General features: G+C 70.5%; 25 protein-coding genes. 12 read left to right on the forward strand and 13 right to left on the reverse strand.

The genetic code is table 11. The features are described 5' to 3' along the window. Positions 1-106 precede the first annotated feature (106 nt). Together AB8O64_RS35180 and AB8O64_RS35185 are read left to right on the forward strand one after the other, a co-directional pair. Positions 107-1,090 (forward strand): GlxA family transcriptional regulator, encoded by a 984-nt coding sequence (locus AB8O64_RS35180; protein ID WP_370423720.1) that lies wholly within the window; start codon positions 107-109, stop codon positions 1,088-1,090. A 73-nt stretch (positions 1,091-1,163) separates the two neighbouring features. Next, positions 1,164-1,766, forward strand: coding sequence for an isochorismatase family protein (locus AB8O64_RS35185; protein WP_370423721.1), 603 nt, complete (start codon positions 1,164-1,166; stop codon positions 1,764-1,766). Between the two features lie 85 nt (positions 1,767-1,851). On the opposite strand, the gene AB8O64_RS35190 is transcribed toward AB8O64_RS35185, so the two are convergent. Together AB8O64_RS35190 and AB8O64_RS35195 are read right to left on the reverse strand one after the other, a co-directional pair. Then, positions 1,852-2,319 carry a hypothetical protein gene (locus AB8O64_RS35190; protein WP_370423722.1) on the reverse strand — a complete coding sequence of 156 codons (468 nt, stop codon included), beginning with the start codon at positions 2,317-2,319 and terminating at the stop codon, positions 1,852-1,854. A 91-nt stretch (positions 2,320-2,410) separates the two neighbouring features. Then, complete coding sequence (locus AB8O64_RS35195) at positions 2,411-2,785, reverse strand: hypothetical protein (protein ID WP_370423723.1); 375 nt, start codon at positions 2,783-2,785, stop codon at positions 2,411-2,413. A 734-nt stretch (positions 2,786-3,519) separates the two neighbouring features. Between AB8O64_RS35195 and AB8O64_RS35200 the strand changes: the two genes are divergently transcribed. Continuing rightward, a complete protein-coding gene (locus AB8O64_RS35200) occupies positions 3,520-3,858 on the forward strand; it encodes a MerR family transcriptional regulator (RefSeq protein WP_370423724.1) in 339 nt (112 codons plus the stop codon). A 21-nt stretch (positions 3,859-3,879) separates the two neighbouring features. Here the strand turns inward: AB8O64_RS35200 and AB8O64_RS35205 are convergent, their stop codons facing one another. From AB8O64_RS35205 to AB8O64_RS35215, 3 genes are all read right to left on the reverse strand, one after another. Then, a complete protein-coding gene (locus tag AB8O64_RS35205; protein WP_370423725.1) occupies positions 3,880-4,680 on the reverse strand; it encodes a hypothetical protein in 801 nt (266 codons plus the stop codon). A gap of 64 nt (positions 4,681-4,744) precedes the next feature. Continuing rightward, entirely contained in the window at positions 4,745-5,278 is a 534-nt protein-coding gene (locus tag AB8O64_RS35210; RefSeq protein WP_370423726.1) for a hypothetical protein, read from the reverse strand. Positions 5,279-5,509: 231 nt separating this feature from the next. Continuing rightward, positions 5,510-6,493, reverse strand: coding sequence for a DUF5937 family protein (locus tag AB8O64_RS35215; protein WP_370423727.1), 984 nt, complete (start codon positions 6,491-6,493; stop codon positions 5,510-5,512). A 55-nt stretch (positions 6,494-6,548) separates the two neighbouring features. Between AB8O64_RS35215 and AB8O64_RS35220 the strand changes: the two genes are divergently transcribed. Then, positions 6,549-7,877, forward strand: a complete 1,329-nt coding sequence (locus AB8O64_RS35220) for an MFS transporter (RefSeq protein WP_370423728.1) — start codon at positions 6,549-6,551, stop codon at positions 7,875-7,877. A 17-nt stretch (positions 7,878-7,894) separates the two neighbouring features. Here the strand turns inward: AB8O64_RS35220 and AB8O64_RS35225 are convergent, their stop codons facing one another. From AB8O64_RS35225 to AB8O64_RS35235, 3 genes are read right to left on the reverse strand one after another with little or no spacing between them, the layout of a single operon-like run. After that, positions 7,895-8,908 carry an NAD(P)/FAD-dependent oxidoreductase gene (locus AB8O64_RS35225; RefSeq protein WP_370423729.1) on the reverse strand — a complete coding sequence of 338 codons (1,014 nt, stop codon included), beginning with the start codon at positions 8,906-8,908 and terminating at the stop codon, positions 7,895-7,897. Then, positions 8,905-9,432, reverse strand: a complete 528-nt coding sequence (locus AB8O64_RS35230) for an isoprenylcysteine carboxyl methyltransferase family protein (protein ID WP_370423730.1) — start codon at positions 9,430-9,432, stop codon at positions 8,905-8,907. The genes AB8O64_RS35225 and AB8O64_RS35230 overlap by 4 nt, the downstream gene beginning before the upstream one ends. A gap of 12 nt (positions 9,433-9,444) precedes the next feature. Further along, positions 9,445-10,500: a type III polyketide synthase gene (locus AB8O64_RS35235; RefSeq protein ID WP_370423731.1), complete on the reverse strand. Its 1,056-nt coding sequence runs from the start codon at positions 10,498-10,500 to the stop codon at positions 9,445-9,447. Positions 10,501-10,637: 137 nt separating this feature from the next. Between AB8O64_RS35235 and AB8O64_RS35240 the strand changes: the two genes are divergently transcribed. Next, positions 10,638-11,504: a UbiA family prenyltransferase gene (locus AB8O64_RS35240; protein ID WP_370423732.1), complete on the forward strand. Its 867-nt coding sequence runs from the start codon at positions 10,638-10,640 to the stop codon at positions 11,502-11,504. Between the two features lie 371 nt (positions 11,505-11,875). After that, positions 11,876-14,029 (forward strand): RNA polymerase recycling motor ATPase HelR, encoded by a 2,154-nt coding sequence (helR, locus tag AB8O64_RS35245; protein WP_370424063.1) that lies wholly within the window; start codon positions 11,876-11,878, stop codon positions 14,027-14,029. A 99-nt stretch (positions 14,030-14,128) separates the two neighbouring features. Here the strand turns inward: helR and AB8O64_RS35250 are convergent, their stop codons facing one another. Further along, positions 14,129-14,722, reverse strand: coding sequence for an MBL fold metallo-hydrolase (locus AB8O64_RS35250; protein WP_370423733.1), 594 nt, complete (start codon positions 14,720-14,722; stop codon positions 14,129-14,131). 140 nt (positions 14,723-14,862) lie between these two features. Between AB8O64_RS35250 and AB8O64_RS35255 the strand changes: the two genes are divergently transcribed. Then, a complete protein-coding gene (locus tag AB8O64_RS35255) occupies positions 14,863-15,771 on the forward strand; it encodes a GlxA family transcriptional regulator (protein ID WP_370424064.1) in 909 nt (302 codons plus the stop codon). A gap of 259 nt (positions 15,772-16,030) precedes the next feature. Here AB8O64_RS35255 and AB8O64_RS35260 read toward each other — a convergent pair whose 3' ends face one another. After that, a complete protein-coding gene (locus tag AB8O64_RS35260) occupies positions 16,031-16,636 on the reverse strand; it encodes a sigma-70 family RNA polymerase sigma factor (RefSeq protein WP_370423734.1) in 606 nt (201 codons plus the stop codon). Positions 16,637-16,712: 76 nt separating this feature from the next. On the opposite strand from AB8O64_RS35260, the gene AB8O64_RS35265 reads away from it, so the two are divergent. From AB8O64_RS35265 to AB8O64_RS35275, 3 genes are all read left to right on the forward strand, one after another. After that, entirely contained in the window at positions 16,713-17,540 is an 828-nt protein-coding gene (locus AB8O64_RS35265) for an alpha/beta fold hydrolase (protein ID WP_370423735.1), read from the forward strand. A gap of 181 nt (positions 17,541-17,721) precedes the next feature. Continuing rightward, positions 17,722-18,249, forward strand: a complete 528-nt coding sequence (locus AB8O64_RS35270) for a VanZ family protein (RefSeq protein WP_370424065.1) — start codon at positions 17,722-17,724, stop codon at positions 18,247-18,249. 303 nt (positions 18,250-18,552) lie between these two features. Further along, positions 18,553-19,014 (forward strand): hypothetical protein, encoded by a 462-nt coding sequence (locus AB8O64_RS35275; RefSeq protein ID WP_370423737.1) that lies wholly within the window; start codon positions 18,553-18,555, stop codon positions 19,012-19,014. Between the two features lie 12 nt (positions 19,015-19,026). On the opposite strand, the gene AB8O64_RS35280 is transcribed toward AB8O64_RS35275, so the two are convergent. Together AB8O64_RS35280 and AB8O64_RS35285 are read right to left on the reverse strand one after the other, a co-directional pair. Beyond that, positions 19,027-19,887 carry a maleylpyruvate isomerase N-terminal domain-containing protein gene (locus AB8O64_RS35280; RefSeq protein WP_370423738.1) on the reverse strand — a complete coding sequence of 287 codons (861 nt, stop codon included), beginning with the start codon at positions 19,885-19,887 and terminating at the stop codon, positions 19,027-19,029. 138 nt (positions 19,888-20,025) lie between these two features. Further along, positions 20,026-20,466: a MarR family winged helix-turn-helix transcriptional regulator gene (locus tag AB8O64_RS35285; protein WP_370423739.1), complete on the reverse strand. Its 441-nt coding sequence runs from the start codon at positions 20,464-20,466 to the stop codon at positions 20,026-20,028. A gap of 83 nt (positions 20,467-20,549) precedes the next feature. On the opposite strand from AB8O64_RS35285, the gene AB8O64_RS35290 reads away from it, so the two are divergent. After that, positions 20,550-21,107 (forward strand): quercetin 2,3-dioxygenase, encoded by a 558-nt coding sequence (locus tag AB8O64_RS35290; RefSeq protein WP_370423740.1) that lies wholly within the window; start codon positions 20,550-20,552, stop codon positions 21,105-21,107. Positions 21,108-21,170: 63 nt separating this feature from the next. On the opposite strand, the gene AB8O64_RS35295 is transcribed toward AB8O64_RS35290, so the two are convergent. Next, positions 21,171-21,320 carry a hypothetical protein gene (locus AB8O64_RS35295; protein ID WP_370423741.1) on the reverse strand — a complete coding sequence of 50 codons (150 nt, stop codon included), beginning with the start codon at positions 21,318-21,320 and terminating at the stop codon, positions 21,171-21,173. 208 nt (positions 21,321-21,528) lie between these two features. Between AB8O64_RS35295 and AB8O64_RS35300 the strand changes: the two genes are divergently transcribed. Next, a complete protein-coding gene (locus AB8O64_RS35300; protein WP_370423742.1) occupies positions 21,529-22,050 on the forward strand; it encodes a hypothetical protein in 522 nt (173 codons plus the stop codon). Positions 22,051-22,064 lie beyond the last annotated feature (14 nt).

A 22,064-nucleotide genomic window follows, 5' to 3' on the forward strand; every position in this document is an offset into this window, starting at 1 on the left:
GCCGTCTCCCACCCCCGCCCCCGGTCGCGACACCCTTTCCGTGGTGTCCGGATCTGCCAGAATCCCGTCATTGCCGACATGGGCGGGCCGTGGTGAAGATGGACGCATGCCCCTCACCCACCGCGTAGTCATCGCTGTCTTCCCCGATGTCGATCTCCTCGACGTCACCGGCCCGGCGGAAGTCTTCGCCTTGGCCAACCGGGAATCAGCGGGCAGGGCGGGCTACTCGGTGCGTTTGGCGGGCCCCGAACAGGGGCCGGTCCGCACCTCGGCCGGGGTGCGGTTGCTCGCGGACACATCCTTCGCCGAAGTCGGCGCGACGGTGGACACGCTGCTGGTACCCGGTGCGGTGGACATGCACCCGGAAGGCCCGGTGGCCCGCATCGACCAGGAGGTCGTCGACTGGATCAAGGCCACCGCCCCGTACGCCCGGCGAGTGGCATCGGTGTGCGTCGGCGCGCACCTGCTGGCGGCGGCCGGACTGCTGGACGGCAGGACGGCGACCACCCACTGGTCGACGGCGGCACAGCTCGCCGCCGACCACCCACGGGTCACCGTGGACGCCGACCCGATCTTCGTGCGCTCCGGGCGGGTGTGGACGGGGGCAGGCATCAGCGCCTGCATGGACCTCGCACTGGCCCTGGTGGCCGAGGACCACGGCGAGGACCTGGCTCTGGCAGTCGCCCGTCACCTGGTGATGTACCTCAAGCGGCAAGGCGGACAGAGCCAGTTCAGCGTGCCGCTGAGCCGCCCCGCCGCCGGTAGGCGTGACATCGACGAACTACGCCTGTTCATCGCCGAACACCTCGACGCCGACCTGTCGGCGGCCGCGCTCGCGGGCCGGATGTGCCTGAGCGAGCGCCACTTCGCTCGTGTCTTCCGCCAGGAGACCGGCACCAGCCCGGCCGCCTACGTCGAGGCCGCACGCGTCGAAGCCGCGCGCCGACTGCTGGAGACCACCGACCAGCCGCTCGAACACATCGCCGGAACCACCGGTCTCGGCTCGGTGGAGACCCTGCACCGTGCCTTCCGCAAGCAGATCAGCACAACCCCGGCGGCCTACCGCCGCCGCTTTCGCACCACCACCTGACCCCCCGGCAGATCCATGCCACCGCGCGGCTTCGTCGCGCGTCGTTCACCCGCTCTTGAAGGGTTCCCTTGTGATGACCGCCTCCGCCGCCCTGCGTGACGTGATCGGCCTCGGCAGCCACGTGCCCCGCCTCGGCGACTCCACCCTGATAATGATCGACTTCCAGAACACCTACCGCGCCGGAGTGATGGCACTCGACGGCGCCGAACCGGCCCTGGCCGCCGGAGCCCGCCTCCTCGCCTCGGCCCGTACCCTCGGCGCTCCGGTCGTCCACGTCGTCAATGACGGTGGGGAAGACAGCCCGTACGACATCCGCGCCGAGATCGGCTCCATCAGTGACGAGGTCGCCCCCCTCGCGGGCGAACCGGTCGTGGTCAAGCAGTTCCCGAACGCCTTCCACGACACCGTGCTGGAGGAGACCCTGCGCAACCTCGATGCCGGACCCGACCTGGTCATCGCAGGGTTCATGACCCACATGTGCGTCACCTTCACCGCCCAGGGCGCCTTCAACCTCGGCTACCGGCCCACCGTCGTCGCCGAAGCCACCGCCACCCGCGCCCTCAGCGCACCCGACGGAAACGTCCTGTCGGCCGCCACGCTCCAGAGCGCGGCCCTGACCACCATCACCGACCTGTTCGGCACCGTCGTCCCGACGGTCGACAGCCTCGCTTCGTAGGGGTCGCTGACAAGTCACCGCTTCGGCTTACGAAGGGGCCCGCGACTGACCGGCAGCTGGGTGTCCATCGCGCGGGCCTGCCGCTTCAACGGATCAACAGCGAAGCCCGGGACACGAATGCTTCGATGGCCTGCCTCGCCCGGGTATCCAGTGCGTCCCGCTCCACTTGGTCCCGTGCCGTCGAAACATCCCGTGTGCACTGATAGGCACGCTCGGCTGCGAGGACCACCTCCCGGTCGTCCGTGAGCAGCTTGACCCGATAGAGCACTTGCCGTGTCGCTGTTCGCAGACGGTGTGCTTCATCCCGCGCCGTGATGAAGGCCTCTCCGTCCGGGTCCTGCTGCTTGCGGTACCAGCGGTCCGCCTGACCGTGGCGGTAGTCCTCCGCTGCCGCGGCGAACGAACTGTACGTGGCTATGCGCTCCTGCCGGAGTGCTTCGGACCGTGCGAAGAGCTCACTGCGCCGGGACGCGAGGCGCTGGAAGATATGTGTGATCACGGCACCCAGAAGCGTGCCCCCAACCGCTACAACGCTCGTCCATATGGCTTCCACAACATCAGCTGATCACACCGGATGCCGTTTGTTGCGCCGAGGGGCCCTTGCCGGCGCGCGCCGGCAAGGGCCCCTCTCCAGTGATGACGGCTCAGTGGTCGGAGTAGCTGAAGTCGCCCATGGTCCAGGCGCTGACGTCCTTGATCGCGACGCGGTACATACCGCCCGTCTCGGGGATACCGATGCTGCCTTGCAGGATGCGGGCGACGTGGAAGTGCAGATGTGTGGGCGGCCGGTCGCGGTCGGGCCGGTCCGGTGCCTGGTCGGCGGTGAAAATACCGGAGAACGGGCCGAGGTGTGCCGAGTCCGACAGGACCTCCGACACACGCTCCCTCCATACGGCTTCGGGAGCCAGCCGTCCGGTGATGACGGCGCCGCCGGTGACAACGGTCAGGGACATCTGATTGCTTTGCTCGGACTCCACCATGGCGGCGACATCGACGAGCAGTTCGTCAGGGATCGACATGAAAGCTGATTCTATCCGCCGGGCCAGGTCGGCTGGGATGGGCCGGGAGATGACGAAGTGGTACGCGATGGCGGCCGAGGCGTCGGTGGCGGGTGGGCGAAGCGGGCGAGGGCCCCCGGCCCGTCGGGAACGGCACGCAGCCCCGGTTACGGGCCGCAGGTTTCCTCCACCTCGGACACTCCAAAATCTATCCTCGCGGTAGTAGACATCGGAGCGTCGCGCGGTTAATGTTTCTGCCGTAGACGAGGTCAAGCGAGACCCGGCAGAGATGAACTGGCGGGTAGTAGTACGTGAGTTCGCAGTTCAGGGTGGCTGTGGAGTCCCGGAGCCGGGTTCTTGCAGGATGGCGACGGGTCTGGCAGCCGCCCTGGGCGGCCCGCAGGTTTCAGGGGCTGCCACGGGTAGTACCAGCAGTCGGTTTCACGCGGTACTCAGCAAAGGCGTCGGGCTGCAGGCGCGCGTGCTGAGGAGTCCGGCAGAGGGAGAACGGAGGAAGCGGACGCCATCAGGATCGCCCGGGCGAGGAAGGTTCGGCTCGGGTACCGCAAGGCCCCGGAACGGAAGGTGGTCCCCGGTCACGCACTCACGATCCCCGCATTCCCGCCCTTCCGGGCAGGGCAGCGGAAACAGAAGGTCGGCGCAGTAGCACGCCGACAGGTGGTGTTGAATTTCCTTCGGGGCCCTGGTGCCGTACGGCGCCAGGGCCCCTCGACGCGTTGCACAACGAGGTGAGAATGACAGCAGATACTCCGCTCAGTGGCCGTTTGGACGACGACGACTACCCCGCCTACACCATGGGCCGGGCCGCCGAGATGCTCGGCACCACACCCGGCTTCCTCCGGGCCATCGGTGAGGCCCGCCTCATCACCCCGCTCCGCTCCGAGGGCGGGCACCGCCGTTACTCCCGCTACCAGCTGCGGATCGCGGCCCGCGCCCGCGCACTCGTCGACCAGGGCACCCCGGTCGATGCCGCCTGCCGGATCGTCATCCTCGAGGACCAGCTCGAGGAGGCCCAGCGCATCAACGCCGAATTCCGCCGCGCCGTGGCCGACCCGCATACCGGCTCTCACTGAGGCCGGCCGCAGTGCCGGCGGCTACTCCGGGCCGTGGGGCGGGGTGATCTCCACCAGACGCAGACCGGAGAAGTGCCAGCGCAGCCACAGAACCGATTCGAGGTCCCAGTACGGAGCCGCGGCCAGGCCGTCCCCGACCGGAAACCGGAACCCCTGGGTCGCGACGATCGCGCGCAGCGTCATGTGCACCCCTGCGTAGTCCTCGGCCACCCTTCGCCAGTCGGGGAAGACGGAACCGCTGTGCACGAGCGGGTAGCGCCCGACGAAGTCCGCCCAGGCGCCCGCGCTGCGGATGTCGAGGACTTCGGCCGCGGGGTCCGTGACCCGCAACTCCCAGGTGTACCAGGGCAAGGGGTGAAGGCTCGAACCCTGGTCGAGGTACATCCGCCACATGCTCGGGCCGTCGCGCCGCGCCGTGGAGGTGAAGAGCCCCAGGTGGAACGGCTTTGTGCTGGGCGGAATCGGGTCCCTGCCGGGTTCGATGAACCGTGCCCGTTCCAGGGCGGGCTGTCGGGAGGGCGCCAGTTCATGGGGGCTGGTGCCGATCCAGTGCTGGCGCGTCCGGTCCAGGGGGCCTCGGACGAGGCTCTCCTCGTCGTGCGCGAGATGACGCAGCAGCAGGCAGCTCTCGGTGATCTGGTCCGCTTCGGACGGGTCCATGACGGCCGGGCCTTCGGTCAAGGACGCCATTTCCTGCGCGGTCCACAGGGGCATGACCGAAGTGAAATGACGAAGCCGGGCATCGGAGTCGGCGGCCGGGTCCGCTACCACGTCGAGGTCCGTCACTCTCCGGCGCAGAATCCGGGCGGGGGTGGGGCGCACGTCGGAAGTCCTTCCCCGGCGGCGCCCCCGTGCAACATGGTGCTGGCCCTCCGGTGTCAGTGGGTCAGCAGCTGATGGGAACTTCCTGGCCGAGGCCGTTGGCGGATCCGGTCGGCGGGTTGTAGCCGGGCGGGAAGACGACCTTGAAGTACATCCAGCCGCGGTAGTTGCCGGGGCTGCAGGGGACCGCCGCGTTGTTCTGCGCGGTGCGGGTATTCGGCTGGGTCCTGAGCGTCGACTGCTTGACGAGCTGTCCGTTCTTGTACAGGGCTGCCCGGGTGGTGATCTCCGGTACCGGCGCGGTGCACGAGACCGTCACGACGACGTTCACCGTACCGGGCACATGGGTGGAGTTGTGCGGACGCTGCACCTGCCCCTCGCACCGGATCACCGCCGCCGCGTCCGCGTCCGAGCCCGCCTTACCGGCCTCCACGGTGCCCCCGGGGTCGTCAAGAGCGCCGCGCCCCTGCCCTGAAGGCACGGTGGCCGGGGCGGAAGGGTCGGTCGCGTCCGCCCCTCTCCCCGCTGCGGGGGAGGTCCCACCGAGGAGCGCCAGGACCGCCATTGACGCGGCGACCGTCATCCTCCGTACGCGCATGCATTCCTCCTTGATGACCGGGAGCCGTTCGCGTGGCGCGGCGGTGTCTCCGCGCCCCTCCGGCTCGGTAGTGGCCCAACCAAAAAGGAGATTGTACGTAGGGTAATCGATTCATCTCATAGGGTGACATGTGTTCGAGTGCAGATCAGGCCAATCCGGGGCGGACAGCGCCGTAAGGCGGTGAGCTTCCGGATGTCGTCGGCCCAGATCGCGCACGAGACGCCCGAGCCCTCAAGCCCCCGCCGCAGTCACCAGCGTCTCCCCGGCGCGGGTGCGTGCGTACAGCACGTGGCGGCCGGCGCGGTGGGAACTGACCAGCCCCGCCGCCCGCAGAGCGGTCAGGTGCTGGGAGACGCCGCCGGGTGTCAGGCCGGTACGGCGGGCGAGGTCGGTGGTCGAGGCCGGGGTCGTCAGCTCGGCCAGGAGAGCCGCGCGGGAGCGGCCGACCACGCCCGCCAGCGCCGTGGAGGCCGGCGCGGGGCGCGAGTGCCACAGGGCGCCGACACCACGCGGCGGATAGCGGAGAGAGGGCTGCCACGGCTCGTTCAGCACCGAGAAGACACGCGGCCAGACGAAGGCGGACGGCACCAGCAACAGGCCCCGGCCGTCGAGCCGGCGGACACCTCGGACGGTGTGGTGCTCCAGGTGCAGACTGCCCCCCGCCCAGCAGACCTGCGGGTCGAGGTCCGCGAAGAGATGCTGCGCGCCGCCCTCCACCAGGCGGCCGGCGCGGTAGCGGATGTCGCTTTCCAGCAAGGTGAGGATGCGCGGCCAGTACGGGGCCAGGGCCAGCTCCCAGTACGCCTCGATCACCTCCGCCAGTCGGCCGAGCTCCGCCTCGGGGTCGGCGCGCAGCGCCGCCAGCCGGGCCGGCGGCACCTCGGCGGTCGTCTCCAGCAGTACCGGCGGGGTGGTTTTCACCGCCTCCAGCTCCACCGCCAGCGACGGCAGCGGCGTCGCCGGGGCCGGGCAGACGAAGCCGGGGATCCTGCCGGACCAGGGCGAGCGGGTCGGTACGGGCACGAGGTCGAACAGCGGGGCCAGATCGATGTCCGCCGCGGCTATGCGCGGGCGTACCTGCTCGACCCAGGCACGGTGCAAGCCCTGCTCGTCCGCGCCCTTCAGCACCCGCACGCTCGCCACCACCTCCCACAGCGGCGAGAGCGCGAACCGGGTCCGCGCCACGTCCTCCATGCCGAACTCCACCTCGATCATTCAGCCCACGCTAAATCAATAGGCGGCCCGATCACAGCCGCGCACCCTGTCACGCATGCCCGAAGCACCCGAATCCCCCTGGCGCCTGCGCGACTTCCGCACGCTGTTCGCCGCCGCCGCCCTCAGCCACCTCGGCAGCAACATCGGCTACGTGACGATCCCGCTGCTCGCCGTCACCGCCCTCGACGCGGGCCCCGGGCAGGCAGGCGCGCTGGCGGCGCTGTCCACCGCCGCGTTCCTGCTGATCGGGCTGCCCGCAGGCGCCTGGGTGGACCGGCTTCCGTCACGCCAGGTGCTGGTGGCCGCCGACGCCGCGCGCGCCGCGCTGCTCGCCTCGATCCCCCTCGCCTGGTGGCTGGACCGCCTGACGCTGCCGCAGCTGTACGCGGTCGCGCTGCTCAACGGCTGCGCGACGGTGTTCTTCGACGTCGGTTCGCAGAGCGTCCTCCCCCAACTCGTCGGCCGCGAGCGGCTGATACCGGCGAACGCCGCGATCGTCAGCCTCATGGCCGGCGCCAACATCGCCGGCCGCGGCGCCGGAGGCTTCCTGACGCAGCTGTGCACGGCACCGGCGGCGATCACGGGCGCCGCCGCCGTCTACCTCGCCTCCGCCCTCGGCCTCACCCGCATCCGTACCCGCCGGCACAGCGCCCCCGTCCGGCGGCCGACCGCCGGGCGGCTGCGGGCCGAAGTGGGGGAGGGGCTGCGGCATGTGTACGGCACCCGCGAGCTGCGGGCGCTGGCGCTCACCGCCACACTGAGCAACCTCGGAGCACAAATGGTCAACGTCATGCTGCCCGTGCTGTTCACCCGCGAACTCCACCTGTCCGCAGGGATGCTCGGGGCCTACTGGGCAGCCGGCGGCCTGGGCCTCCTGCTCGGCGCCGCCGTGGCCCGCCGCTGCGCCAACCGCCTCGGCCACGGCCGAGCCCTGGCGCTGGCCGGGCTGTGGTGCGCTCCCGCCGGACTGGGCGTGGCGCTGGTCGGGGGCGGAGCGTGGCTGTGGCCGGCCGGTGCCTGCTGGCTGATCGCCACGGCCAAGACGGGGATCGACAACGTGCTCGGCGTCAGCCTGCGCCAGCGGCTGACCCCGGACGCCCTGCTGGGCCGCATGAACGCCACCTTCCGTTTCCTGCTGACCGGTGCGCTGGCCGTCGGCTCGGCACTGGGCGGCCTGCTCGGAGAGACCGTCGGCGTACGCGCCGCCGTGTGGGTGGGAGCGGTGTGCCTGGCAGGAGCGTTCCTCCCGGTCTTCTGCTCGCCCCTACGCAGGCTGAAAGAGCTTCCGCCGGCACCGATTCCGTCGGGCCGGGAGCCGGCGTCCGAGGACGACGTGTCAATGGCCCATACCCCAAACAGCCTTTCACCGCGGACCGGGCGCTGACATCGTCGCAGCCCGTGTCATTGGAGCGCGCGGACCGTGGCGGTGAACACCGACGGCAGCCTGGAGGCGGCCGGGACGACGAGGCGCGCCGTGGCAGGATGCCGGGCGGCACGGAGCAGGGCGTGGGTGAGGAAGCGGTGACGTCTGGTCAGGCGGGCCCAGGCCGCTTCATAGGTGTGGGGGGTGCCCGCGGCCAGACTCTCCACGGCGGCCCGGGCCGTGGCCAGGGCAAGGGCGATGCCTTCGCCGGTCAGGGCGTCCACGTACCCCGCCGCGTCACCGGTGAGCAGGACACGGCCGGCCACCCGGTGGCGGGCCCGCTGGTGCAGTGGCCCGGCGCCGCGCACGGTGCTCGCCGGCCGGCCGTGCACCCGGGCGGCCAGGGCGGGGAACGCCCGCAGGTGTTCGTCGTAGGGGCGACGGGTGCCGCTGAGCACGGCGATGCCCACACAGTCCTCACCCACGGGTGTCACATACGCCTCTCCCTCTGCCGACCAATGGACTTCCACACAGTCCGACCACGGTGCGATCCGGTAGTGGCGGCGCAGCCCGTAGCGGGCGGGCCCGCCGCCGGGCAGATGCAGGCCCAGGGCGCGGCGGAGCGGGGAATGCAGACCGTCCGCCGCGATCAGCCAGCGTGCCCGCCATTCCCCGGCACTCACGCCGAGCTCGTCCTGGCGTACGGCCTCGGTCCTGGCCGCGGCGAAGCGTACGCCCAACTCGACCGCCCGCCGGTGCAGGGCGGAGTGCAAAGTGGTGCGGCGCACCCCCAGCCCCGGGTGGTGGCGGAACTCGGCCTCCGCGCGGCGATCACCGTCCACGTACCGGATGCCCCGCAGGGGATGGCCCGGTACGTCCAGGCCGAGTGCGCGCAGGGCGGCCACACCGCTGGGCATGATGCCTTCTCCGCACGCCTTGTCCACGGGGGGCTCGCGGGGTTCGATGACCACCGCTTCCATACCGCGCAGCGCGGTGTGGATCGCTGCCGCCAGTCCGGCGGGGCCGCCGCCCGACACCAGGACGTCGATCATGTGCGCGCGCCCACCGCGGCGGCGGTGGCCAGTGCGGCGTCTTCGCACCGGATGCGGACGGTGAGGAGCCAGGCGTTCAGGACCGTGAACACCAGGGCGGTCACCCAGGCCCCGCCCACCAGGGGCAGGGCCACGCCCTCGGCGGCCACGGCCACGTAGTTGGGGTGGCGGAGCCGGCGGTAGGGGCCCGCGGTCACCAGTCGCAGTCCGGGAACGACGATGACCCGGGTGTTCCACTGTCTTCCCAGTGTGTGGATGCACCACCAGCGCAGTGCCTGGGAGGCGAGGACGACGACGAACATGACCCAGGTGAGCACCGGCGGGACGGACCGGTGGGCGATCAGCACTTCGAGCGGGCAGGCCACCAGCAGCCCGGTGTGCAGGGCCACCATCCACCGGTAGTGGCCCTGGTCGGCCGGGGTCCCGCCGCGGGCCAGACTCCAGTGCGCGTTGCGGCGCGCCAGGAGGAGTTCGCCGACGCGTTCCACCGCGACGGCCAGCACCAGGGCTGTGTACCAGAGCACGTGTCCTCCGTTCTACCAGCGCAGCAGGACCAGTTCACAGCAGAACCCCGGCCCCATGGCCAGGAGCAGTCCGTGAGAACCCGGCGGCGGCGGGCGGCGGGCCAGGGTGTCACGCAGGACGTGCAGCACGGAGGACGAGGAGAGGTTGCCGGCCTCGGCCAGGTGTTCCCAGGTGAGGTCAAGGGCGCCGGCGGGGAGATCGAGGGTCTCCATGATGGTGTGCAGGATCTTGGGTCCGCCCGGGTGGCAGATCCAGGCCGTGACGTCCTTGGTCTTCAGACCGTGTTCGTCCAGGAAGCCGCGGACGTCGCCTGCCAGGTTGCGGCGGATCAGCTCGGGCACGACCGGATCCAGAACCACCCGGAATCCGGAACTGCCGACTTCCCAGCCCATGGCGTGCCCGGTGTCCGGGTACAAATGGCTGCGCGTGGCCACGACCACCGGCCCCTGGGCGGACCGGCCCGCGCCACAGGCGACGACCGCGGCGGCCCCGTCCCCGAACAGCCCGGTGGCGATGAGATTGGCCGGTGACGCGTCCGCGCGCTGGAACGTCAGGGTGCACAGTTCGACGGAGAGGAGCACGGCGACGTGATCGGGCCAGCCACGCAGGTAGTCGTGCAGACGGGCGATGCCCGCCGCCCCCGCGACGCAGCCAAGGCCGAAGACAGGGAGCCGTTTGACGTCCGGCCTTAGCCCCAGCCGTCCCACGAGGCGGGCGTCGATGGAGGGGGTGGCGATACCGGTGACGGAAGTGAAAATCAGCAGGTCGACGTCGGCGGCCCGCAGTCCGGCGGTCCGCAGGGCGCCGCGGACCGCCCGGGCACCCAGTTCGGTGGCCGCCCGAATGAAGACATCGTTGGCGTCGCCGAAGCCGTCCAGCCGCGCGTACTCCTCCAGAGGCAGCACCATGTGGCGGCTGCGCACCTGGGTACTGTTGTGCAGGCGGTCGAGAACCGCGCGGCCGGTCCCGTCCGGCAGGCAGGCCCGGCGTACCGCGTCGGTAATGGCTTTCTGGGGCTGGCGGTGGGGAGCCAGGAGGCCATGGACGGCTGTGATCCGGGTCGTCATACGTCTCCCGCCATGAGGGGTGCCGGATACCCGACGGCCCTGTTGTTCCCCGTTCACACCGTGAATCTGCGCGGAGACACCGCCAGTCGCCCGTCCGGCGGCCTCCACCGCCCGCCCTTCCGTTCTACGATCATGCGGTGGAAACCGACCGGGCGCCGCTCGCCAGGCAGACCGACGGCCGGACCGGCCGACCGGTCCTGGCGCTGGTCGCGTCGTGCCACCCGGGACCCTCGGCAGCGGTCACCGTTCTGGTGACCGTGCTGGCCGGCACCGCCGGACACTCCGCGGGTGGCTGCGCACTGCTCGCGGCGGCGGTCCTGACCGGTCAGCTGTCGGTCGGCTGGTGCAACGATGCCTTCGACGCGCGCCGTGACGCCGCCGCCGGCCGACCCAAGCCCGTCGCGACAGGAGCGGTGTCACCGCAGACCGTATGGGCGGCCGCGCACACCGCACTCGTGCTGTGCGTGCCGCTGTCGCTGATGTGCGGGGCCCTCGCCGGCACCGTGCATCTGGCGGGGGTGGGGGCCGCATGGGCGTACAACCTCCGCCTGAAGGCCACGATGTGCTCCTGGCTGCCTTACGCCGTCGGATTCGCGAGCCTGCCGGCCTTCGTCACCCTCAGTTCGAGCGCACACTCATGGCCCCCGTGGTGGGTGGTCGTGGCCGGCGCCCTGCTGGGCGTGGGCGCCCATCTGGCGGACACCGTGCCGGACATCCGCAGCGACCTGGCGGTGGGGGTGCGTGGCCTGCCGCACCGGCTCGGCACATCCGGGACACGCCGGGTACTGCCGGTGCCCCTGGTGGCGGCGACCGCGGCCCTGGCCCTCGGCCCGTCGGGCCCGCTCCCCGCCGCGGGGGCAGTCGCCCTGGCGACGGCGGTGGCGACGGCGCTCGCCGGGGCGGCACTGAGCCGCACACATGCCAAAGCACCCTTCGTCGCGGCCGTGGCGGTCGCGACGGTGGACGTGGCGCTTCTGCTGGCCCAGGGCAGTCACCTCACCTGAGAGCTCGGCGAGGAACGCTGACCCGCTGCGGGATAACAGGGCTGCGGGAGACAGGGAGGCACGGAGGGCTTGGCCGTCCGGCAGGAACGAGAAGGCAAAGAGGTACAACCACTCCTCGCCACTCTTAACTTATAGCGCACCAGGGGGCTTGCGGCAAGGCCCCGGTGGTGCGGCAGAATCGCGGCTCGAGCTCATGACCTGCAGAAATAGGAGATCCACCACGTGCGTGTGTTGTTGTCGGTTCAGGGGGCGTGCGGTGACGTCACGTCAGTAGAGGGACGCGCACTGCCGGTGCGGGCCCTCGGCACCGAGATGCGGGTGTACGTACCGTCGGCCGTCGCGGCAGCGACCTCGGACTGGAGCTGATGACATTGACCTCCCTGACCACCAGCGCGTTCGACCTTCCCGACCGCCTCTCCGCCAAGGCCGCCCCGGCGCTGATCGACAGCGACGAACAGCACTTCGCGGCCATCTCGGAGAGCCTCGACCAGGCCATCGCCGAACTCTCCGACCGACTGGAGGCCGCGCGCAAGGCGCCCGGCGGCATCGGCCGCGAGGCGATGGACCGCGACGCGGAGATCCACCGCCTGACCAGTCGTCTGCGCACCTTGCGACGCTTCGGTCTGGACCTGTGCCTGGGACACATCGTCCGTACGGACAACGCCGAGCCCGTGTACATAGGACGACTCGGTCTCACCGACAGCGCGGGGCGCCGGCTGCTGCTCGACTGGCGTTCCCCCGCGGCCGAGCCGTTCTTCGCGGCGACCCACGCCAACCCGATGGGTCTGGCAAGCCGCCGCAGGTACCGCTGGACCCGCGGCCGGATCAGCGACTACTGGGACGAAGTGTTCACCACCGACGGGCTCGAAGGGCACGCCGCGCTCGACGACCAGTCCGCGTTCATCGCCAGTCTGGGCGGCAAGCGATCGTCCCGGATGCGAGACGTGCTCGCCACCATCCAGGCCGACCAGGACGCCATCATCCGGGCGGGATCCCGCGGCGCGCTCGTCGTCGACGGCGGCCCCGGTACGGGCAAGACCGTCGTCGCCCTGCACCGCGCCGCCCACCTCCTCTACTCCGACCCCCGCCTCGGCCACCGCAAGGGCGGCGTGCTGTTCGTCGGTCCGAGCCGGCCCTACCTGGCCTACGTCGCCGATGTCCTGCCCAGCCTCGGCGAGGAGGGCGTACAGACCTGCACCGTCCGCGACCTCGTCACCGAGGGGGCCGGAGCAGTGATCGAGACCGATCCGGACGTGGCCCGCCTGAAGTCGTCCGCGGACCTGGTGAAGGCGATCGAACCGGCCGTCGGAATCTACGAGGAGCCGCCCACCGAGGGCATGACGGTCTCGACCCACTGGTCCGACATCTGGCTGAGCGCCAACGACTGGGCCGCGGCGTTCGAGGCAGTGGAACCAGGCACTCCGCACAACGAGGCGCGCGACCAGATCCGCGAGGAACTGCTCACGATCCTGATGGACAAGGACGACAGCGACGCCCCGCCCGAGCTGCTCCGGAGGTCGCTGCTGCAGGACCGGGAGCTGATCAGGACCCTCAACCGCGCGTGGCCGATGATCGAAGCGAGTGACCTCGTCGGGGACCTGTGGTCGGTGCCCGCCTACCTGCGCAAGTGCGCTCCGCACCTCACCCCCGACGAGGTCCGCACACTGCAGCGCAAGGACGCCCAGGCCTGGACGGTGTCCGACCTGCCGCTCCTGGACGCGGCCCGCCAGCGGCTCGGTGACCCCGAGGCATCCGTACGCAAGCGCCGGCACGACGCCTCCGTCGCCGCCGAACGCGCGCGCAGGGCCGACGCCATCGACAGCCTGCTGCAGAACGTCGAGATCGACGAAAGCGAAGGCGCGGTGGGGATGCTGCACGGACGGGACCTGCAGGACACCCTGATCGACGAGAGCGCACTGCCCGGCACCGAACCGGACCTGCTCGCCGGACCGTTCGCCCACATCATCGTGGACGAGGCTCAGGAACTCACCGACGCCGAATGGCAGATGCTGCTGCTCCGCTGCCCGTCCCGGAGCTTCACCATCGTCGGTGACCGCGCCCAGGCCAGGCACGGCTTCACGGAGTCGTGGCAGGAACGGCTCCAGCGGGTCGGGCTCGACCGGATCGACGTGGCCTCCCTGAGCATCAACTACCGCACGCCGGAAGAGGTCATGGCGGAAGCCGAACTGGTCGTCCGCGCCGCGCTCCCGGACGCCAATGTGCCGACCTCCATCCGCAGCAGTGGCATTCCCGTCGTCCACGGATCCGTCGCGGATCTGGACTCGATCCTCGACACCTGGCTCGCCGCACATGACGACGGGATCGCCTGCGTCATCGGCGACCCGACGTTCCGGGCGACATCCCGCGTCCGGTCGCTGACGCCGGAACTGTCGAAGGGGCTCGAGTTCGACCTGGTCGTCCTCATCGACCCCGAGACGTTCGGCTCGGGCATCGAAGGAGCCGTCGACCGCTATGTCGCGATGACCCGCGCGACCCAGCAACTCGTCATCCTCACGAGCTCCTGACATCGGCCACACCCCTGCCTCGCCCCGCCCGGCCGATCATGTGACTGCCGTGTGTGCCTGACCGGCAGTCGTCGCAGGTAGCGGCGGTTGCGGGCGGAGTCAGCGCGGTGTGTTGTCGTCGGGGTCGAAGGGGCTGCCGTGGCCGGGCACGATCAGGTCGGCGGTGGCGAGTACGCGCAGCCGGGAGGTGCGTAGTACCTCCCGGTCCGGGGCCACGGGGTCGTCGGCGGGACCGTCCGCGTGCCACCACAGGTCGCCGGCGAACGCCACGACGCCTGTGGTGGTGCCGGCGAGCAGGGTGATGTCCTCGGGGCTGTGTCCCGGGGTGCGGATCAGGCGTAGTGAGGGGGTGAGTTCGTAGCCCTCCGCGTCGCGGTTGGTCCACTGGTCGCCGAGGTATTCCACCTTGTGGTCGTGGACCCGGGCCCGGCGGAAGAGGCCGGCGTTCATGGTGTTGTCGGGGTGGTGATGGCTGAGGACCACATCGGTGATGTCGTCGGGGCCGAGCCCCAGCTCCGCGAGCGGGCCGAGGATGTCGTCGTGGCTTGCCACCATGCCCGGGTCGAAGATGATGTGCCGGCCGGCGTCGGCGACGTAGGAGACGGTGGCGGCGACGCCGGGACCGGTGGAGCCGACGTAACCGATGGTCAGGATCGTGTACACGGCGCTGCGGCCGAGCGGTGCGTCTGTCATGCCCCTCATCCTTCCGAGCCGGCCGACCACCCACGAGTGGCATGGATGCCCCTCATCGCAGGATTCGTGCCAACGTGCGCCATACTGCTCCCGTGCCGCCCTTCCTGACCGTCGCCGCGTATGCCCCGCCCGGGGTCGGCATGCTCGCCGTCGGCATCGTCGCCGAGGTGTTCGGCCCGCATGGAGAGGGGCTGCCCGGCTTCGATTTCGCGCTGTGCACCGACCGGCCCGGGCCGGTCCCCACCGACCTCGGCGTGCCGCTCATGGTCGGGCACGGCCTGGACCGGCTGGCTGCCGCTGATCTGGTGATCGCCTTGCCATGGGCCGGCTTCCGTACGCCACCCGCCCCTGCCGTGCTCGACGCGTTGTCGGCCGCGCACGGGAGCGGCTCACTGGTCGCAGCCCACTGTGTCGGCACGTTCGCGCTCGCCGCCGCCGGACTGCTCGACGGCCGAAGGGCCACCACCCACTGGCGGTTCGCCGATCTACTGGCCCACCGCCCCCCGGACATCGATGTGGACCCCGACGCCCTCTACATCGACGAAGGGCGGATCACCACAGGGGCGGGAGCCGCCGCGGGCTTCGATCTGTGCCTGCATCTGCTCAGGCGGGAGTACGGAGCTTCGATGGCCAACGCCGTCGCCCGTGACATGGTGCTGCCCTCCCACCGGGACGGCGGCCAGGCCCAGTACCTGACCTCCCCCGTCCCCGAGGACTGCCGGGACGAGCGGCTCGCCGAGGTGCTCGCCTGGGCCCGCGAGCACCTCCACGAGCCGCTTCCCGTCGCGGAACTGGCCCGACGCGCCATGATGAGCAAACGGTCCTTCGCCCGTCGCTTCGCCGCCGCGACCGGCACCACCCCGCACGCCTGGCTCCGGAACCTGCGACTGAGCAGCGCCGAGGAACTCCTGGAAACCACGGACCTGCCGATCGAGGAGATCGCCCACCGGGTCGGATACGGCAGCGCGGCCGTCCTGCGCGAGCAGTTCGTGCGCCGCCGGGGTGTGCCACCCCGCTCCTACCGCCGCTCCTTCACCAACGCGCCGTAGCCCTGACCGATGTGCGTGTTCGCCGGTCACAGGCCTTACCACTCCGGCATTGTCGGCCCGAGGAAGGCGGCGTTCCGTACCACCCGCAGGCCGATGAACAGGCCGGTGAACTGTCGTGGGAGGCGATCGGAAGGGCTCTCGGTCTGAGCGAGGAGGCCGCCCGTTTCCCGCCTGATCCGCTACAACTTCCGACGCTGACCCGGGCCTTGAGGGGTGCGTGTGCCTGGGGGAGGGGTTCGTACTTCAGAAGGGGGCGGACTCACCTGGTGCCCGACCGGAGCCGGTCGCGCTGAATCAGGTAAGCGAGGGCGCGGCGTGCGGAGGCTGAGGCGGCGGTGGTGTCCCTCGACGGAACGTCCAGCCCACGGCTGATCTCGTCGTACGCGTCCCGGTAGGTTCCGGGCATCTCTGCCTGGTGCAGCCTCAGGTCCTCTTCGAGGAGGCGCCGTAGCTCGTCGACGTTCCGGGGTGTGAAGCGCTTTCTTCCCCGGGCGATGGCGTTGACGTAGTGCGTGCAGCGGGCGGTGTCGTAGAAGTTCTCGGAGATCTCCTCGGCGAGGCCCCACAGGCGCCCTTCGAGCCATGGTGCGTCGTGCTGGTCGAGAGCGAGCGCCATCGGGGGCAGTGGGCCGGCGGCCTTGTGCTTCATCACCTGCTTCGACACGGCAGGCTGACTCATGTCGGTGAGCCGGGCGATTCGCTCCTGGGTCCAGCCCAAGCCGGCGAACACCCCGATCATCTCGGCGCGTAGCTTCCGCATCTCCTCGCCCGCACGGATGACCTCGTTCATGCCGGCGAGCATCCGCTCGGCCTGCTCCCCGGTCAGTGCCCCGGTGCTCTGGTGCGTGAATTCTTCGCCTGCCATGGCTCACTTATACACCCGCGCGACCCGACCCCATAACCGGGTTGTACAACCTGGTTATGACTGACAGGGTTCCGTCATGCCTACCTTCTCCGCGCCTGACGGCACCCGGCTCGCCTACCGCGTGACCGGCCACGGCGACCCGGTCGTCTGCCTCCCGGGAGGCCCCTCGGACTCCCTCTATCTCGGCGACCTCGGTGGTCTGTCCACGCACCGCCGACTGATCTTCCTGGACCTTCGTGGCACCGGCCGGTCCGCGGTCCCCGATGACACCGCCTCCTATCGCTGCGATCGCCTCGTCGAGGACGTCGAGGCACTGCGCGAACACCTCGGACTGGCCCCGATGGACATGCTCGCTCACTCCGGCGGCGCGAACCTCGCGGCCCAGTACACGGCCCGCTACCCGCAGAACGTCGGCAAGCTCGCCCTGATCACCCCCGGGGCGCGAGCCGTCGGTATTGCGATCACCGGGGAGACGCGACGCGAGCTCGCGCGGCTCCGGAAGCATGAGCCGTGGTTCCCGGCGGCGTTCGCCGCCTTGGAGGCGATCAGTGAGGGCACGGGCAGCGACTGGGAGGCCATCGCTCCCTTCTTCTGCGGCCGGTGGGACGCAGCGGCACAGAAGCACCATGCGGCGGGCCGGCCGAGCAACATGGAGGCTGTCGCACTCTTCGCGGCCGAGGGCGCCTTCGCCCCGGAGGCCACCCGCGCGGCGCTCGCCGCCTGCGAGGTCCCCGCGCTGCTGCTCGCCGGCGAGTTCGACCTGAACAGCCCCCCGCAGTCGGTAGCGGAATTCGCGGGCCTGTTCTCCGACGCCACGCTCGCCGTGCAGCCCGGAGCCGGGCATTACCCCTGGCTCGACGACGCCGACCGGTTCGTGGCGACCACTACGGCATTCCTGGGCTGAGGGCCCGCTCGCGCCCCAGGCGTGGCGCCGGGGCTCCACGCCTGCCCGGGTCGGCATCCGCTTCTCTTCGGGGAGTTATCAGGTTCTTCGGGGGTAACGGATAGAGGCAGACAGGCCGACCCTGACAGGGGGTTCGTTCGTGATGGCACGGAAAGTCCCGCACGACGACGCCGCGAAGGACATGGACAGCCGGGCGCCGGCCGACAGGCATCGGCTGTCACGGCCGGTGCGCGTGCTGGTCATGCTGCTGGCCTTCGCGGGGATGGTCGCCTTCGGAGTGGTGCTGGCCCGGCTGACGCTGGAACCCTCGGCTGCCTCGGAATCACTGACGCACAGCAACCTGCGCCCAGGCGACTCCGTCCGCGAGTACCTCGCCCGACCGGCCTTCCGTGACACCCTCAAGCAGCTCGGCGGCAATATCGCGCTGGGCATTCCGTTCGGCCTGCTGCTGCCGGTCCTGGTGCCCCGCGCCCGAGGACTGGTCCGCGTAGCTGCCGTGACCGCAGCGGTGATGTTGCTCGTCGAACTGGTCCAAGGCGCCCTCATCACCGGCCGGGCCTTCGACATCGACGATGTGCTGCTCAATACCGCGGGCGCGCTGCTGGGCTATCTGGTGATCGGCCGCAGGCTGGGCCGGGCCGTACACCCCCGGCGCCGTCACTGGTGGCACCGCTTCACCGGGCGCCCCCATTCCCAGGAAAGCCGCTGAGCCGACCTCCGGCCGGGCCGCGGCGCGATCGGCCGCCTTGCACGCCCCCGGTCGTGCGGTTCGGCAATCGTGGTCCGTTTCGAGGCCACCGTCCTGATTCCCGCAGGGTAGGGGTGGTTGTGTACGGGCCGTCTGGGTTTCTGCCGTCTCTGATCAGGACTTGGGATCTATGCGGTCGCGACTCTGTCACAGTGTTACCGGCGGTATGGCCAGGTGCGGAACTGTTGCCTAGCGTGACGCGGGCTTGTTGATGGCGCCGGAACGGGGCGCCATTCCCATACCACTGGATCGAGAGAACCAACAGTGAAGTTCCAACGCGCTCGCGTCGCAGCCGTATCCGGATTCGCCCTTGTCGCCCTGGTCGGCATGGGTATCAGCGGCTGCAGCGGTGACCCGGCGGGGCAGGGTTCGGACTCCGGTTCAAGCGGCCCGACCGCTGCCGACAAGGCGACCCGCGCTGATGACAGCCGTGACACCCTGAAGGACGTAGAGATCTCTGACTGTACGTATGTCGACAAGAAGGGCATATCGGCTAGCGTGATGGTCTTCAACCATGATGTGACGGCGACCTACACCTATGAGGTCGCCGTGAAGTTCACGGCCCCTGACGGCACTCCTGTGGCCACCCAGACCACGTCTGTTCCCTTCATCCGTCCCGGCCGCTGGAGCAATCTCGACATCGTGGCTCCCTACACGCCCAAGCCGGGTGCCTCCACCAGTGGCGTCAAGTGCGCGGTCGACAAGGTGGAGCGCAGCGCGGGCTGAATCCCCGGGCCGTCAGGGGCTGGCGATGAGGTCGCTGAGGCGCGGGGCAAGCCATGGCTTGCGGCCGCCCGCTCTGATCCCGCCGCGCGCGATCACTTTCCAGAGCGGGGTGCGGCGGAACGCGACGAGGAGAAACGCGGTCGGCGCCGCCGAGATCCGGCAGTCGTAGGCCCGGGGCGGCGCGTCGCGGGTCACGGTGGCCGTTCCGGCGCGGACGACGACCGCCAGCCGCGGGCCTCCCCTGATGGCGAGGTCGAACGCGATGTCGACGCCGCGGGCCTTCGCCGCGTCCAGGGTGAGCGGCATCATGGCCGGCAAGGACTGGCCGATCACCAGACGCGCCTCCTCGGGGCCGATCGTCCACGGGAGCCGGGCGCCGCGCGCGATGTCGAGGCCGTGGAGCAGACTTTCACTGAGCACCAGTCCGGTGGCCGTCGCCAAGGTCAGCGCCACCTGCTCCCCGTACCAGGGGGTGGCGACGGGGGTGTGCGGAGCGAGCCCCTCGGTGGCCCGCAGGAACGCCTCGCCCCGCTCGGCGACGAAATCACCGAGGTGACCGCGCTCCTCCGCGCCGAACAGACCGATCGCCTTGGCGTTCACGGCCGTGATCCGTTCGATGAACGGGCCGTCGTCAGGAGGCAGGACGCCCTCCCAGTCCCGGAACTCGTGAGTGAAGGCGGAGGAGTACGCCAGGTACACGGCACCCACATGCGCGCCGACATCTCCCACACTCCACACCGGCACACCGGAGGGCGCCCCGAGGTCGGGCGCGTCGCGCAGCAGGCGCGCCAGGCGCGGGACGATCGCTCGCAGCGCGGCGCGGGTCCTCTCGTGCTCGACGAAAGGATCCGAGCCGCTGCCGACAACGCTCACGACACCCTCCTGGCTGCTGACGGGCGCACACATTACCGCTGAGTACTGACGAGCGATACGGCTTGGACAGGGTTGCCCGCATGCGCGCAGAGCGCCTCCGCGACGGCCTGTGGAAACCGCACCCTCGTGGTGTCGGCCTCATGGGTTCGGGGGAGGGGGCGGCCCCCACGGCGTCTCCAGTGCTGCCCGCAGGGCATCGACCGCCTCCCGGCTGATCCGCTCGGCGAGCTGCTCTTCCAGCCGTTCGAGGATGGCGCCGGCCTGGTGGTGTGCGCGTTCGCCTTCCTCGGTGCGCCGGATCAGCCGCTGACGGGCGGAGGCGGGGTCGGGGACTTGCTCGAGAAGTCCGACGGCGACCAGGCCGTGCACGGCCTGGTGCGCGGTCTGCCGGGTGACGCCCATGCGCCGGGCGAGTTCGGACACGGTGGTGCCGTGGTCGTCCAGTACGGCGAAAAGCTGTACCTGAGTCGGCGAGACCGGTGTGGCTCCGGCTGCCTCCAGGGCCGCCAGCAACCCTTCTTCGAACCAGCGCCGGGCATCGCTGAACAGCTGGGGGAGGTTGCGGCGGGTGGGCTGCATGGATTCCTCACGGTCGGCTTGCCTGTCGGCACTCTCGCATGTCAGGCTACCTGACATTCGCGAGATGGACCCAAGGAGCCCCCATGACCATCGAGTACGCCACCCGCTACCGGCAGGCCTCGCACATACCCTCCGAGCCGGGCAAGCCCTACTTCATCGAGAAGGGCGAAGGAGACCGCGCACATCTGTTCGGCGACCTGATCACCATCTACGCCGGCGGTGAGCAGACCGAGAACACCTTCAACTTCTTCACTGTCGAAGGCCCCAAGGGCGATCTCATCCCGGCGCACCTGCACCCCGACACGCATGAGGTCTTTTACGTAACCCAGGGCGCTGTACGACTGTTCGTCGAGGACACTGAGGGCAATCAGCAGGAGAAACTGCTCACCCCCGGCGACTTCGGCTTCGTACCCAAGAACTGCCCGCACGCCTACCGCATGGAGCGCCACCACAGCCAGGTCGTCGGCGTTGCCGCCGGCCCCGGCGGCACCTTCGAGCGGTTCTTCGAGAACCTCGGCGCGCCGGCGGAACAGCTTGGCCTGCCGCACCAGCCCCTCGTCCCTGAACCCCACAAGTTCGCGGTCGTGCCCGAGCGGTACGACGTGCGTTTCCTGCCGGGCCACCAGTGGCGGACCCGGTAGGTGACTGCTTCAGGGGGACCGCACGGCCGAGGGCTGACGTCCTGGAGTGACGAAATGCCCCCGTCAATCGATCCGGCTGCCGATCCGTCTGCCGACCGGCCCGCCCTGGACCTGCTCGATGCCTACCTGGAGGCCCGCCGGGACGGAAGGGACCTCCCGCTCCCCGACGATATGGTCGGCGACGGAGGAGGCGGGGCGGGCGAGCTCGTCCACTGGGCCCTCGGCCGGTTCCGGAGCATCCCCTGCGAGCCCGCTCCCATGGCTTCATCACCTCCGCATACCTCGGTGGTCTCGACCTGCTCGAGGACCTGGGCCTGATCGCGGTGACCGACGACGAGGTAGGCGTCTTCTGGTCGATCGGGGCCTACTGACGTACGGTCGGCCCCATGACACACGCCATGGGATCCCGACCGGTGGCCCGGTGAGCCGCTTGTGGACCTACCTGGAGGAGCAGACGCGCCGGGAGGTCGACGCGAACGTTCTGCGCGACCGGCGGATATCGGCGGTCAAGGTGGTGCTGCAGGCCCTGCGCCCCCTGGAGTTGGGCCTGCGCGAGGCGGAACAGGTGGTTCACGCACGCTACGAGGCCCTCGGCGACCGCGTGCGGCACAGGCCGCCCGATCCGCTCGACACCCCCTCCCTCGCAGCACGCGCCGCCGGCCTCCCGGGACGGGTGGCAGCGGTCGAGGCCCTCTGGGACGGCGATACCGTCCACGACTGGTTCGTGCTGCTGGTCGCGGTCCTGGACGACCCGGCCGGAGAAGGCCACCTGGCAACCGTCTACCACTCCCCGGGCAAGCCCCCACCAGGCACCGCCGCCGCCGATGCGGGCCGGCACCTGGCCGAATACCTCGGTGTGCCGTTCCACTTCGCCTCCCCGGACGTCCCCGACGACGAGGCCCCACGCTGGCGCACCCCACAGGCCCCGCCCGAAGAGCCGTAAGGCGGGGCGCGCGC

Source organism: Streptomyces sp. QH1-20, from assembly GCF_041283565.1.
Lineage (GTDB): Bacteria > Actinomycetota > Actinomycetes > Streptomycetales > Streptomycetaceae > Streptomyces > Streptomyces syringius.

Coding starts and splice junctions, on each gene's coding strand:
- AB8O64_RS35225 (WP_370423729.1), bottom strand. CDS start 8,908: ATGATCGACGTCCTGGTGTCGGGCGGCGGCCCCGCCGGACTGGCGGCA.
- AB8O64_RS35220 (WP_370423728.1), top strand. CDS start 6,549: ATGCCCGAAGCACCCGAATCCCCCTGGCGCCTGCGCGACTTCCGCACG.
- AB8O64_RS35250 (WP_370423733.1), bottom strand. CDS start 14,722: ATGACAGACGCACCGCTCGGCCGCAGCGCCGTGTACACGATCCTGACC.
- AB8O64_RS35200 (WP_370423724.1), top strand. CDS start 3,520: ATGACAGCAGATACTCCGCTCAGTGGCCGTTTGGACGACGACGACTAC.
- AB8O64_RS35195 (WP_370423723.1), bottom strand. CDS start 2,785: ATGTCGATCCCTGACGAACTGCTCGTCGATGTCGCCGCCATGGTGGAG.
- AB8O64_RS35270 (WP_370424065.1), top strand. CDS start 17,722: ATGGACAGCCGGGCGCCGGCCGACAGGCATCGGCTGTCACGGCCGGTG.
- AB8O64_RS35235 (WP_370423731.1), bottom strand. CDS start 10,500: ATGACGACCCGGATCACAGCCGTCCATGGCCTCCTGGCTCCCCACCGC.
- AB8O64_RS35290 (WP_370423740.1), top strand. CDS start 20,550: ATGACCATCGAGTACGCCACCCGCTACCGGCAGGCCTCGCACATACCC.
- AB8O64_RS35260 (WP_370423734.1), bottom strand. CDS start 16,636: ATGGCAGGCGAAGAATTCACGCACCAGAGCACCGGGGCACTGACCGGG.
- AB8O64_RS35265 (WP_370423735.1), top strand. CDS start 16,713: ATGCCTACCTTCTCCGCGCCTGACGGCACCCGGCTCGCCTACCGCGTG.
- AB8O64_RS35285 (WP_370423739.1), bottom strand. CDS start 20,466: ATGCAGCCCACCCGCCGCAACCTCCCCCAGCTGTTCAGCGATGCCCGG.
- AB8O64_RS35210 (WP_370423726.1), bottom strand. CDS start 5,278: ATGCGCGTACGGAGGATGACGGTCGCCGCGTCAATGGCGGTCCTGGCG.
- AB8O64_RS35255 (WP_370424064.1), top strand. CDS start 14,863: ATGCTCGCCGTCGGCATCGTCGCCGAGGTGTTCGGCCCGCATGGAGAG.
- AB8O64_RS35180 (WP_370423720.1), top strand. CDS start 107: ATGCCCCTCACCCACCGCGTAGTCATCGCTGTCTTCCCCGATGTCGAT.
- AB8O64_RS35185 (WP_370423721.1), top strand. CDS start 1,164: ATGACCGCCTCCGCCGCCCTGCGTGACGTGATCGGCCTCGGCAGCCAC.
- AB8O64_RS35215 (WP_370423727.1), bottom strand. CDS start 6,493: ATGATCGAGGTGGAGTTCGGCATGGAGGACGTGGCGCGGACCCGGTTC.